Annotated in this window: 9 protein-coding genes; 5 read left to right on the forward strand and 4 right to left on the reverse strand. The window is 68.4% G+C overall.

Annotation, left to right across the window (positions count from 1 at the left end):
* Window positions 1-126: 126 nt before the first annotated feature.
* Genes DIE22_RS13480 through DIE22_RS13490 form a run of 3 tightly spaced genes read right to left on the reverse strand, consistent with a single transcriptional unit; the run spans window position 127 to window position 4,013 of the window.
* The gene (locus tag DIE22_RS13480; protein ID WP_124605281.1) at window positions 127-2,049 is read right to left on the reverse strand and encodes a dipeptide ABC transporter ATP-binding protein; all 1,923 of its coding nucleotides are present in this window, start codon (window positions 2,047-2,049) and stop codon (window positions 127-129) included.
* Window positions 2,050-2,076: 27 nt separating this feature from the next.
* Window positions 2,077-3,066, reverse strand: coding sequence for an isoaspartyl peptidase/L-asparaginase family protein (locus DIE22_RS13485; RefSeq protein WP_124605282.1), 990 nt, complete (start codon window positions 3,064-3,066; stop codon window positions 2,077-2,079).
* A complete protein-coding gene (locus DIE22_RS13490; RefSeq protein ID WP_124605283.1) occupies window positions 3,063-4,013 on the reverse strand; it encodes a MurR/RpiR family transcriptional regulator in 951 nt (316 codons plus the stop codon). The genes DIE22_RS13485 and DIE22_RS13490 overlap by 4 nt, the downstream gene beginning before the upstream one ends.
* A gap of 445 nt (window positions 4,014-4,458) precedes the next feature.
* Between DIE22_RS13490 and DIE22_RS13495 the strand changes: the two genes are divergently transcribed.
* The 5 genes from DIE22_RS13495 (at window position 4,459) to DIE22_RS13515 (ending at window position 12,160) form a co-directional block, all read left to right on the forward strand.
* The gene (locus DIE22_RS13495) at window positions 4,459-5,730 is read left to right on the forward strand and encodes an MFS transporter (RefSeq protein WP_124497949.1); all 1,272 of its coding nucleotides are present in this window, start codon (window positions 4,459-4,461) and stop codon (window positions 5,728-5,730) included.
* A 27-nt stretch (window positions 5,731-5,757) separates the two neighbouring features.
* A complete protein-coding gene (locus DIE22_RS13500; protein ID WP_124605284.1) occupies window positions 5,758-8,178 on the forward strand; it encodes a glycoside hydrolase family 31 protein in 2,421 nt (806 codons plus the stop codon).
* A 120-nt stretch (window positions 8,179-8,298) separates the two neighbouring features.
* The gene (locus DIE22_RS13505; protein WP_124605285.1) at window positions 8,299-9,486 is read left to right on the forward strand and encodes a porin; all 1,188 of its coding nucleotides are present in this window, start codon (window positions 8,299-8,301) and stop codon (window positions 9,484-9,486) included.
* A 282-nt stretch (window positions 9,487-9,768) separates the two neighbouring features.
* The gene (locus tag DIE22_RS13510) at window positions 9,769-11,790 is read left to right on the forward strand and encodes a BCCT family transporter (protein WP_124605286.1); all 2,022 of its coding nucleotides are present in this window, start codon (window positions 9,769-9,771) and stop codon (window positions 11,788-11,790) included.
* A gap of 58 nt (window positions 11,791-11,848) precedes the next feature.
* Window positions 11,849-12,160, forward strand: coding sequence for a hypothetical protein (locus DIE22_RS13515; RefSeq protein WP_124605287.1), 312 nt, complete (start codon window positions 11,849-11,851; stop codon window positions 12,158-12,160).
* Window positions 12,161-12,247: 87 nt separating this feature from the next.
* On the opposite strand, the gene DIE22_RS13520 is transcribed toward DIE22_RS13515, so the two are convergent.
* Window positions 12,248-13,096, reverse strand: coding sequence for a class I SAM-dependent methyltransferase (locus DIE22_RS13520; protein WP_124605288.1), 849 nt, complete (start codon window positions 13,094-13,096; stop codon window positions 12,248-12,250).
* Window positions 13,097-13,175 lie beyond the last annotated feature (79 nt).

Below are 13,175 nucleotides of genomic sequence, written 5' to 3' on the forward strand. Positions count from 1 at the left end.
GTCTGGCTCCTGTGGATGATTCGGTAACGCGTGGTGGAAATCGCGGCGTGAGTGCATCCGCTCGGGAAAATGACGCCGTTGCCTGGCGCGTGCGCAGCTGCGGTCCATATGCGACTCGCCGTGCAATCAATACGCGCCGCCGACGCGATGCGTCGCGACGTAATGATCGGGGCCGACCGCGACGAGCGGCGCGACGAGCGGATCGTCGCCGGCCGCGCGGATCGGGCTCGGAATCTCGTCCGCCGCGAGCTGGCGCGGCGCATGCCGGCGCGCGGGGTCGGCCACCGGCACCGCGCTCATCAGCTTCTTCGTGTACGGATGCTGCGGTGCCTCGAACACCGCGCGGCGCGGGCCGATCTCGACGATCTGGCCGAGATACATCACCGCGACGCGATGGCTGACGCGCTCGACGACCGCCATGTCGTGCGAGATGAACAGGTACGCGACGCCGAGCTCGCGCTGCAGGTCGAGCATCAGGTTCACGATCTGTGCCTGCACCGACACGTCGAGCGCGGACACCGATTCATCGGCGATCACGACCTTCGGGTTCAGCGCGAGCGCGCGTGCGATGGCGATCCGCTGGCGCTGGCCGCCCGAGAATTCGTGCGGATAGCGGCGCGCGGCCTCCGGCGGCAGGCCGACCTTGTCGAGCAGCCAGTCGACGCGCGCCTGCGCGTCGCGGCCGCTCGCGACGCCGTGCACGAGCAGCGGCTCCATGATCGAGAAGCCGACGGTCAGGCGCGGATTCAGCGACGCGAACGGATCCTGGAAAATGAACTGGATGTTCCGGCGCAGCGCCTGCAGGTCCGCGCCCTTCAGTGCGCTGATGTCGCGGCCGTCGAATTCGATCGAGCCGCTCTGCGATTCGACGAGGCGCAGCAGCGAACGCCCGGTGGTCGACTTGCCGCAGCCCGATTCGCCGACGAGCGCGAGCGTCTCGCCCGCGCGCAGCTCGAAGCTCACGCGCTCGACCGCATGCACGTACTGCGACACGCGGCCGAACACGCCGCTCTTCACCGGAAACCGCGTGACGAGATCGCGCACGCGCAGGATCGGCGGCGCGGCCGGATCGACGTGCGGCTGCCCGGCGGCGGGGACTGCGGCCGCATCGCTCGCATCGTTCGCGGCAGGCGCCGGCGCGGCGGCGCTCGCGCCGTCCACCTTCAGCAGCGGGAATTTCTCGGGAATATCGGTGCCCTGCATCGAGCCGAGCCGCGGCACGGCCGCCAGCAGCGCCCGCGTGTAGCGGTGCGCGGGCGTCGCGAAGATGCGCTCGGACTCGCCCTCCTCGACCTTCTCGCCGCGATACATCACGAGCACGCGGTCGGCCACTTCGGCGACCACGCCCATGTCGTGCGTGATGAAGATCACGCCCATGTTCATTTCGTCCTGCAGGCCGCGGATCAGTTGCAGGATTTGCGCCTGGATCGTCACGTCGAGCGCGGTCGTCGGCTCGTCGGCGATCAGGAGCGCGGGCCGGCACGACAGCGCCATCGCGATCATCACGCGCTGGCGCATCCCGCCGGACAACTGGTGCGGATAGCGCACGAACACGCGGCGAGCCTCCGGGATGCGCACGAGATCGAGCAGCCGCAACGCTTCCGCGCGCGCCTCGGGCGCGCTCTTCGACTGGTGCAGCGCGATCGCCTCGCTGATCTGGTCGCCGACCGTAAACACCGGGTTCAGCGATGTCATCGGCTCCTGGAAGATCATCGCGATGTCCGCGCCGCGGATGCCGCGCATCGTCGCCGCGCTCGCCTGCGCAAGATCGACGATCGCACCGCCTCGGCGCCGCAACGCGATCCGGCCGCTCGTGATCTCGCCGCCGCCGTGCTCGACGAGCCGCATCAGCGCGAGCGACGTCACCGATTTGCCGGAGCCCGACTCGCCGACGATCGCGAGCGTCTCGCCGCGATCGACGTGAAACGACACGTTGCGCACCGCATCGAACGTCGCGGTTTCGCGACGGAACATGACCGACAGGTCGTCGACCGCGATGACGCGCTGCTCCGGCAGCACCAGCACGGACGGGGTTCGGCTCGAAGTCATGCGAAGGTCTCCTCGTGCGATCCGGAATCAGGCCGCATCGTCGCGATAGATGCCGACCACGGGCGTCTCGCCGACGCGCGCATAGCCGCGATACATCCCTTCCGTGTTGAACGGCATCGCGACGTTGCCGTGCCCATCGACCGCGATGATCCCGCCGCGCCCGGCCAGGCGCGCCAGCTTGTTCATCACGGCGTCGTGCGCGGCGTCGGCGAGCGATGCGCCGCGATACGCGATCTGCGCGGCCACGTCGTGCGCGGTCGCGAGCCGGATGAACATCTCGCCGGTGCCCGTCGCGGATACCGCGCAGGTCGCGTCGTCCGCGTAGCAGCCGGCACCGATGATCGGCGAATCGCCGACGCGTCCGGGCTGCTTGTTCGTGATGCCGCCGGTCGACGTCGCCGCCGCGACATGGCCGTCGAGGTCGCATGCGACCGCGCCGACCGTGCCGTGCTTGCGATCGGGATCGAGCGGCTCGGCCGCCTGTCCGGCGCCGAACGCGAAGGTCGCGGCATCGTGATCGAGCATCGTGCCGGCCGCCGCCGCGCGCGCCTTGATCCACTGCGCATGGCGCGCTTCGGTATCGAAGTAGCCGGGCTCGGCGAGTTCGAGGCCCTGCGCGGCCGCGAACGCGTCGGCGCCCGCGCCGGCGAACAGCACGTGCTCGCTCGCCTCCATCACGCGCCGTGCGGCGAGGACCGGATTGCGCACGCGGGTCGCGCAGCAGATCGCGCCGGCCGCGAGTGTCGCGCCGTCCATCACCGCCGCATCGAGTTCGTGCTTGCCTTGCGCCGTATAGACGGCGCCGCGCCCGGCGTTGAACAGCGGACAGTCCTCGAGCATCCGCACGGCGACGGTGACGGCGTCGAGCGCGCTGCCGCCGTCGGCGAGCACCTGTTGCGCGGCCTGCAGGATCGCGGTGAGCTCGGCGCGGTACTGGCGTTCGGTGTCGGTATCCATCGCATCGCGCAGGATCGTGCCTGCACCGCCGTGAATCGCGACGATCGCGGGTGAAGTCATGATTTTTTCGGCCCGGAGGAAGAAGGGTTGGCGGCCGGCAGCGCCGCTTGCGGCTGGATCAGCCATGGCAACAGGAATTCGGTCATTTCGGCGGCGGACTTCGCGGAGCGGTGCGTGCGCAGCGCGACCGCGTCGATCAGCGCCTCGATCATCGTCAGCACGGCCGCTTCCGACGTGGCCGCGAAACGCCGTTCGGCCTTCACGTACAGATTCAGCGACGCGATCGGCGCAAGCGGCGAACCGGGCCCGTCGGAAATGCCGAGCACGCGTGCGCCGCGCGCCGCCGCGCGGCGAGCCAGCTCGATCGTGTCCTTCACGTAGCGCGGAAACGCGAGCGCGATCACGAGATCGCGCGAGTCGGCCGTATACAGGCGCCGCGCCGCATGCGAAGGGCCACCGAGCAGCGCGAGCGACTGCACGTTGTCATGACACACCGACAATCCATGTTCCATCAGCCCGGTGAGAAACGCGCTCGAACCGGCGCCGAGGATCAGCACGCGCCGCGCGCCGACGATCGCCTCGACGGCCGCCTCGACATCGGCCGCGTCCAGCTGCGCGCGCGTGTTCTCGATGTTCGCGACGGCCTGGTCGAATACCGCGTCGATCCACGCGGCGCCGCGCACGCCCTGCTCCTGCTCTTGCTCCTGCGCGGATCGCAGCCGCTCGACGGGACCGAGCGTCGCCTCGAAGCCGCGCACGAGCGCCGCGCGCATCGCCGGATAGCCGTCGAAGCCGAGCGCCTTCGCGAAGCGGTTCGCGGTCGCGATCGACGCATTCACCGCCTGCGCGAGCTCGTCGATCCGCATCGTCGCCGCGCGAAACGGATTCGCGAGCACGAACTCGCCCATCCGGCGGTGGATCGGCGTCATCCGCGGCATGGCCGACGCGATGCGCGCCGCGATCGAGGATTCGTCCTGACTGGCATCGTGCGGAACGAGAGGCGTCATGCGAAAGGTTTTGCAAGGTGGATGAAAATCAATTTACACAATCTATCGACCGGAAAAAAATAAATTTTCATCAGGGTTGTCACGATCCTGCCGTGTCCGTCCGGCCGGGCCGGTCGTACGACGGCCGCCCACCCCGATCCGCCGGCGTTCGGCACGCAGGCTCCGTATGTCGCGGCCACCCTTGTCCGCCCATCTGCCGGGAAAACCCCGAGAACGTTCGTTCGAATGCAGATTCACGTTGACCGGATTCGAATTCGAACATAGGATGTTCGAAAATGATCAGTCGTCAGATAACATAGGCTTTCAACCGCAGCGAAATGTTCGATCGAATGCGGCTGTTCCGGCAAAAATCAGGCGGATCGGCGCCCACCAAGATCGGACATCGTACAAATAAGACAGGGCAAGACGTCCCGGACAGGCGGCTTGCATGGATCAGGAGACAGCAGTGAAAACAGTCAAGGCGTTGCGCTGGTGGATCATCGTGCTCGTATGTCTCGGCACGATCCTCAACTACCTCGCGCGAAATTCCCTCGCGGTGCTCGCACCGGAGCTCAAGCAGGTATTCGCGATCTCGACGCAGCAGTACTCGTACATCGTGGGCGCGTTCCAGATCGGCTACACGATCATGCAGCCGGTGTGCGGGTTCGTCGTCGACCTGATCGGGCTGCGGCTCGGATTCGCACTGTTCGCGATGCTGTGGTCGGTGGTCGGCGTCGCGCACGGCTTCGCATCGGGCTGGCTGTCGCTCGGCGTCCTGCGCGGCCTGCTCGGGCTGTTCGAGGCCGCCGCGATTCCATCGGGGATGAAGGCCGTCGCCGAATGGTTTCCGGATCGCGAGAAATCCGTCGCGGTCGGCTACTTCAACGCGGGCACGTCGCTCGGCGCCGCGATCGCGCCGCCGCTCGTCGTGTTCATCTCGATGCGGTTCGGCTGGCAATCCGCATTCATGGTCACCGGCGCGCTCGGCTTCGCATGGGCCGCGCTGTGGTACACGCAGTACCGGTCGCCGGCCGACCATCCGCGCATCACGTCGCAGGAGCGCACGCTGATCCGCGACGGCCAGACCACGATGCCGGCCGTGTCGAAGCGCCGGATTCGCGACGTCGTCACCGCGCGCCGCTTCTGGGCGATCGCGCTGCCGCGCTTCTTCGCGGAACCCGCGTGGCAGACCTTCAGCTTCTGGATCCCGCTGTACCTCGCCACCGAGCGCCACATGGCGCTTGCACAGATTGCCGTCTTCGCGTGGATGCCGTTTCTCGCGGCCGACCTCGGCGGTATCGCGGGCGGCTACCTGTCGCCCTACCTCGCGAACCGGTTCAAGCTGCCGCTCGTGTGGTCGCGCGTCGCCGGCGTCGCGCTCGGCGCGGTGCTGATGCTCGGGCCGGCGATGATCGGGCTCGTGTCGTCGCCGTACACGGCCATTGCGCTGTTCTGCGTCGGCGGCTTCGCGCACCAGATGATCTCCGCGCTCGTCAACACGCTGTCGGCCGACGTGTTCGATCCCGAGGAAGTCGGCACGGCCAGCGGCTTCGCGGGAATGGCCGCGTGGATCGGCGGGCTCGGCTTCTCGCTGCTGGTCGGCGCGCTCGCCGACAAGATCGGCTACGCGCCGCTGTTCGCGTGCCTCGGCCTGTTCGACATCATCGGCGTCACGCTGCTCGCGGTGCTGATCCGTGGGCAGTCGAAGCAGGAACGCCTGCTCGCGCAGCACGCCTGACATCCGTTCTCACCAGGAATCGCCTTCATGACTTCGCTTCTTCATCCGCCCGTGTTCCGCGTCGCCGACCGGCAGGCGAACCGTGTGCTGCTCGCGTCCGGCGCGGGCGCGACCCTCGAGATCTTCGTGCTCGAGGACGACATCGTGCGTGTGCGCGTGCTGCCCGACGCGCTGCCGCGCAATCCGCGCACGTGGACGATCGCACCGGGCCTCGACGATGTGCCGCTCGAAGGGCGCGACCGCCTCGACCTGAGCGGCTTCGCGCTGCCGGCCTACGACTTCGTTGAAGACGACAGCAGCGTGCGCATTGAAACCGCCCGGGTCCGACTCGCCGTGAACCGACAAGGCGGCCATTGCACGTGGTCGATGCGCGGCGCCGACGGCGCGTGGCGCGTCGTGCTCGCCGACCGCGCGACGCAGGCGTACAACTTCGGCTGGTGGGACGACCGCGCCTATCACTACGTCGCACGCGAGCGCGGCGACCAGGTGTTCGGCCTCGGCGAACGCGCGGGCGCCCTCGACCGCACCGGCGCGCGCTTCGAGATGCGCAACATCGACGCGATGGGCTACAGCGCGAAGCACACCGACCCGCTCTACAAGCACATCCCGTTCTACGTGACCTGGTCGCCCGACGCGTGCCAGGGCTTCGGGCTGTTCTACGACACGCTGTCGGATTGCGCGTTCGACATGGGCCGCGAACTCGACAACTACCACGGGCCGTACCGCTACTTCGTCGCCGAGCACGGCGATCTCGACTATTACTTCATCGCGTCGCCCGACACGCCGCTCACGGCCGCACGGCGCTTCACGTGGCTCACCGGGCGCCCGGCGCGCACGCCGAAGTGGGGGCTCGGCTATTCAGGCTCGACGATGAGCTACACCGACGCGCCGGACGCGCAGCGGCAGATGAACCAGTTCGTCGAGCAGTGCGACGCGCACGACATCCTGTGCGACTCGTTCCACCTGTCGTCGGGCTATACGTCGATCGGCGCGAAGCGCTACGTGTTCAACTGGAATCGCGACAAGTTTCCCGACGCGAAGGGTTTCGTGCAGCACTACCGCGACCACGGCATCCGCCTGTGCGCGAACATCAAGCCGTGCCTGCTGCGCGACCACCCCGCTTTCGACGACGCTGCACAGCGTGGGCTGCTGATCCGCTCGGCGTCCGGCGAGCCGGCGTGGGTGCAGTTCTGGGACGAGGTCGGCGCGTATCTCGACTTCACGCAGCCGGATGCGTACCGCTGGTGGCGCGAGCAGGTCACGTCGGCACTGCTCGACTACGGAATCGAGTCGACCTGGAACGACAACAACGAATACGAGATCTGGTCGCCCGACGCGATCGCGCACGGCTTCGGCGAGCCGTTCCCCGCGCGCGAGGCGAAGGTGCTGCAGACGATGCTGATGATGCGCGCGTCGCGCGAAGCGCAGCGCGCGCATGCGCCGGCGCAGCGGCCGTTCCTCGTGTCACGCTCGGGTGGCGCCGGCATGCAGCGCTACGTGCAGACCTGGTCCGGCGACAACTACACGTCGTGGGAAACGCTGCGCTACAACCTGAAGATGGGCCTCGGGCTCGCGTTGTCGGGCGTGTCGAACATCGGTCACGACATCGGCGGCTTCTCCGGTCCCGCGCCGTCGCCCGAGCTGCTGCTGCGCTGGGTGCAGTTCGGCATCTTCATGCCGCGCTTCAGCATCCATTCGTGGAATGACGACGGCACCGTCAACGAACCGTGGATGTATCCGGAGATCACCGCGCAGATCGCGTCGCTGATCAAGCAGCGCTACCGGCTGCTGCCGTATCTCTATCACCTGCTGTGGCTGTCGACCACGCGCTACGAACCGGTGCTGCGGCCGACCTTCGGCGACTTCCCCGGCGACGCGCGCTGCTACGACGCGTGCGACGACATGATGCTCGGCGACGCGCTGCTGGTCGCGCCGGTCGTCGACCCGGGCCGCACGGAGCGCACGGTCTACCTGCCGTCCGGCGCGCGCTGGATGTGCTGCGCGAGCGCGCAGTCGTTCGACGGCGGCGCGAGCGTGACGCTGCCCGCGCCGCTCGACACGCCGGTGATGCTGTTGCGCGAAGGCCGTGTGCTGCCGCTGAACGTCGCCGAGCAACGCTTCGGCGCACGCGCCGACACGCGCGGCTTCATCGTCGCGCCGCGCAGCGAGGACGGTGTCGCGTACGGCGAATGCGTCGAGGACGACGGCGAAACGGAAGCGTGGCGCGACGGCGAGTACGGGCTGTGGCGCATCGAGGCCGGACGCCAGGCATCTGGCGAACTCGGCGTGTCGGTCCGCTGGGACGGCCGCATGGCCCGCCCCGCCGAGCGCGTCGAGCTTCTGCTGCCGGCGTCGCTGCAAGGTGCGCTGGCGGTGCGCGGCGCGCGCGTCGAACACGATGCGCGGGACGGCGCGTGGCGCCGCATCGTCGTGGCGCTCGTCGACTGACCGCGCACCGCCGCACAGACACCGCTCCCTGATCGGGCGGGCCGGACATGCGGCCTGCCCGTCCACCAAAGAGGAGGCCATTCAGCTTCCCGCTCCCTTGAAGAGACTTGGAGATCGACAATGAAAGCATCGCATCACCGTTATGCAATCCTGATTATTTCGGGCGCGACACTCGGCGCTTGCGCCGCCCATGCGCAGAGTAGCGTGACGCTGTACGGCGTGGTCGACGATTCGCTCGCGTACGTGAACAACCAGCAGGGCCACTCGAACATCTACATGCGCGACGGCAACCTGTATGCGTCGAAGTTCGGGCTGCGCGGCGACGAGGATCTCGGCGGCGGCACGCACGCGATCTTCGACCTTCAATCCGGCTTCAACCTCAACACCGGCGCGCAAGCGGCCGCCGGCACGATCTTCAATCGCCAGGCATACGTGGGGCTGCGCAACGATCACTACGGCACGGTGACTGCCGGCCGCCAGTACACACCTTACTTCCTGCTGGTCGGCCCGTACGCGTCGAGCAGCTGGCTGACCGGTGCGACAGGCGCGCATCCGGGCGACATCGACGGCCTCGACACGACGATCCGCGTGAACAACTCGGTCACATACACGTCGCCGACCTTCTCCGGACTGACCGCGAGCGCGATGTACGCGTTCGGCGGCATTGCCGGCGCGACCGGCAAGGGCAACACGTTCAGCGCCGCGCTGCGCTATGCGAACGGGCCGGTCGGAATCGCGGCCGGCTACCTGCGCGTCAACAGCTCGGGTTCGTCGACGGGTTTCCTGAACCCGGCGACCGCGGCATCGGGCAGCTTCGCGGTGTCCGTGCTGAACCAGGGCTACCTGACCGCGAAGGCCGTCGAGCAGGTCGCGGCCGCCGGCAACTACACGCTCGGCGACCTGACGCTGGGCGTCAACTACTCGAACGTGAAGTACCTGCCCGGCAACGGTTCCGCGTTCACGGACACGGCCGTGTTCAACACCTACGGCGCGCTCGCCGCGTACCGCTTCACGCCGACGTTCTCGGTGGCCGGCGCGTTCGCGTACACGCTCGCGTCGAAGGCGAACGGCGTGTCGAACGCGGCCCGCTACCAGCAGTATTCGCTGAAGGAGTCGTACAGCCTGTCGAAGCGCACGACGCTCTATGCGCTGCAGGCATACACGCATTCGAGCGGACAGACGCTCGGCGCGCAGGGCGCCGGCCACATCGTCGACGCGGCGCCGATCGTCGGCGATTCGCAGCAGCTCACGCCGTCGACGACGCACGGTCAGTTCGTCGGCATGGCCGGTATCGCCGTGACATTCTGAACCTTCACGGCCGCGCATCGCCCACTTCCGACCCCGGACGATCCGCATCGTCCGGGGCCGGTTTCCGTTCCTCGCCCTCTTCCTTTCGCACGCTGCACGCAGCGTGCGGGTTTTCGCGATCGCCCCGATACCTTACAATTCGTCAGGTTGATCCCTGCTGCATGCCCCTTCTTGCAGTCCTGACACCGCGGTACACTCGACGCACGCCGTATCAGGGTCCGACGCGCGACGTGCGCGCCGGGCGGCGTCGCGCCTCGTTGCGCCCACAACTGGATGCCTGCCATGCCAGAATCCCGTCCCTCGCCCCGCACGACGTTCAAGCCGCAGGTCGTGCTGCCCGCGCTCGCGGTCATCGGCGCCCTGCTCATCGTGTGCGCGCTGCACCCGAACGAAGCCGGTGCGCTGTTCTCCTCCGGCCAGCAATGGGTCGTCGCGCGTTTCGACTGGTTCTACGTGCTCGCTGTCACCACCTTCCTCGTGTTTCTCGTGCTGATCGCGGCGAGCGACTTCGGCCACATCCGGCTCGGCCCGGACGACGCCGAGCCCGAGTTCAGCTTCCTGTCGTGGACGGCCATGCTGTTCGCGGCAGGCATGGGGATCGGCCTCATGTACTTCGGCGTCGGCGAGCCGATGCAGCACTTCCTGAAGCCGCCGACCGTCGACCCCGGCACGCCTGCCGCCGCGCGCGAGGCGATGCTGATGACCTTCTTCCACTGGGGCTTCCATGCGTGGGCGATCTACGGGCTGATGGGGCTCGTGCTCGCGTACTTCGGCTTCCGCTACAACCTGCCGCTGACGCTGCGCTCCGGGCTGTATCCGGTGCTGCGCGAGCGCGTGAACGGCTGGATCGGCCACACGGTCGACGCGTTCGCGCTGGTCGGCACGGTCGCGGGCATCGCGACGACGCTCGGCTATGGCGTGATGCAGTTGAGCGCGGGCCTGCATGGGGTCGCCGGCTGGGATACGAGCGGGAACGCGTTCCGTATCGGGCTCGTCGTGATCGTCGTGATCCTGGCCGGCGCATCGGCCGCGAGCGGCCTCGACAAGGGCGTGCGGCGGCTGTCCGAGCTGAACCTGCTGCTGGCGTTCCTGCTGCTCGCATTCGTGGTCGTCGCGGACCCGACGTCGTTCCTGCTGCGCGCGCTCGGCGACAACATCGGCCAGTACCTGTCGAATCTCGTCGACCTGTCGTTCCGCACCTATGCGTACGCCCCGCCGCGCGAGGAAGGCTGGTTCGGCGGCTGGACGATCCTCTACTGGGCGTGGTGGATATCGTGGTCGCCATTCGTCGGCATGTTCATCGCGCGGATCTCGCGCGGCCGCACGATCCGACAGTTCGTGATCGGCGTGTTGCTCGTGCCGACCGCATTCAATCTCGTGTGGATGACGGTGTTCGGCAACAGCGCGATCTGGCTCGACACGCACGGCGCGGCCGGTGCGCTCGCGCAAACGGCGAGCAATGTCGATGCGTTGCTGTTCCGTTTCTTCGATTTCCTGCCGCTGCCGCAGTTGCTGTCGATCGTCGCGATCGTGCTGATCGCGGTGTTCTTCGTCACGTCCGCCGATTCGGGCGCATTCGTGATCGACCAGATCGCGACGCGCGGCGCCGCGCATTCGCCGGTCTGGCAGCGGCTGTTCTGGGCTGCGCTGCTGGGTGTGACCGCGGCCGTGCTGCTGGTCGCGGGCGGGCTCGGCGCGCTGCAGGCGATGACGTTGATCGCCGCATTGCCGGTTGCCTTGATCATGCTCGCGCTGTGCTACGGGCTGTGGCGCGGGCTCGCGGCCGATCGCGTGCACTATTCGCAGGACGTCGCGCCCGCGACGAGCTTCTGGACCGGCCAGCACTGGCGTCATCGCCTGACGCACATCCTGCGGCAAACGACCGAGGCCGACGCACGCCAGTTCGTCGCGGATACCGTCGAGCCCGCGCTGCGCAAAGTCGCCGACGAGTTGCGTGCGGGCGGCGTCGACGCGCACGTGCAGCGCGACAGCGAATACGCGGTGCGGCTGACCGTGCCGACCGCGGAACACCGCGACTTCGTCTACGGCGCGCGCGTGACGGCGAAATCCGCGGCCGCGTTCCTCGTACGCGAGGCGGCCGAGCCGGAAGCGGCGCGTCCGCACGTGTACGGCATCGTCACGTTCTTCGAGGATGGCCGGCTCGGTTACGACGTCGAATACCTGCGCGGCGACGAACTGATCGCCGACGTGCTGCGTCAATACGAACGCTACGTCTCGCTCGCGGCCGACCAGCGCACGCATCTGCTGAGCCGCGCGCCAGGGCACGCAACGGAGGCCGAATGAACGAGACCGTCGCGTTCATCGCGTCGAGCCAGCGCGCGGCACCCGACGGAGCCGCACGATGAACGCCCTCCTGAACGACCGCACCGGCGACGTCGTCGCACTCGCCACGCTCGCGGTGCTGTACCTCGGCGGCGTCGGCCTCGCGCTATGGCGCATTCGCACCGCCGCGCCGCGCGACAAGGTCTACTGGATCATCTGCATCGCGCTGCTGGCCGGTGGCGCCATCGCGATAACCGCGAACCTGTCGCCGGTGCCGAACAGCGGCGAAATGCCGCCGGGTTTCGCGCTCGGCGTCGAGGCGGTGCTGCTCGGGCTCGCGCTCGTTGCGGCCGGCTGCGCATGGCTGATGTTGCGCGCGAGGCGCGGCTAATACACGCCCTTCGCACGGCGCGGCCTGGTCACGCGCAAACGACAACGCGCGTGCCGAACGTCGCGCCGCCGCCCTTCTCCCGATGCGTCATGCAGACGGCGCACGCGCGGTGACGAGCCAGCACGCGGCGTCGAAGCGCACGTCCGCGCCCTGCAGGTAGCCGTCGTACTCGGCGCGAACCGTCTCGATCACTCGACGCCGCGTCGCGTCGTCCGCGTGCTGAAGCGCGAGCCCGACCGGGCCCAGCCGCGCGATATAGTCGTCGAGCGCGGACGCCGGCAACGCACATGCCGTGTCGATCGCCTCGATCGCGATCTCGGCCCAGCCGCTGTCCGACAACACCGACGCGATCCGCTGCCGGTCGCCGAACGCGAATTGCCCCGGCGCGCCGGGCTGCCGCGCCGGCAGGTTCGGCAGCAATGGCGCCGCGGCGCGTTCGGCCGTCGTCATGAACGGGTTTTCGCTTGCGCCGCGCCATGCGACGAATCGCAATTGCGCGTTCGCGCGCGCCGCACGCCGCAGGTTCGCGAACGCGCGAACCGGATCGTCGAAGAACATCACGCCGAAACGCGACACGATCAGGTCGAACCGGCCAGGCGCGAACGCCTGGGTCTGCGCGTCGGCCTGCACGAAGCCGACGTCAGCGCCGTCGCGTGCGGCGCGTGCCCGTGCGGCGGCGATCATCCGCGCCGAGATGTCGACACCCGTACAGTGCGCGTGCGCGCCAAGCCGCCGTGCAATCGCGAGGGTCACCGCGCCCGTGCCGCAACCGACGTCGAGCACACTGCGGGCGGACGCCGCCACCGCCGCGTCCGCGAGCCGTGTCTCGAACGGCTCGAACATCCGGTCGAGCGAACGCTGCGCGTCGACCCACGCAAGCCCCGACGGACCGTTCCACAGCGCAGACTGCGCTTCGTTTGCCCGGTTGTCTTTCATCGTCGATTCTCCTTTTGTCCACGTCGTTGACCGTGATCCGGACTATGCTGCTTCAAGCCGGCTTGAGGTCAAGGCCGCG

The sequence above is a fragment of the Burkholderia sp. Bp9142 genome (assembly GCF_003853415.1).
GTDB lineage: Bacteria > Pseudomonadota > Gammaproteobacteria > Burkholderiales > Burkholderiaceae > Burkholderia.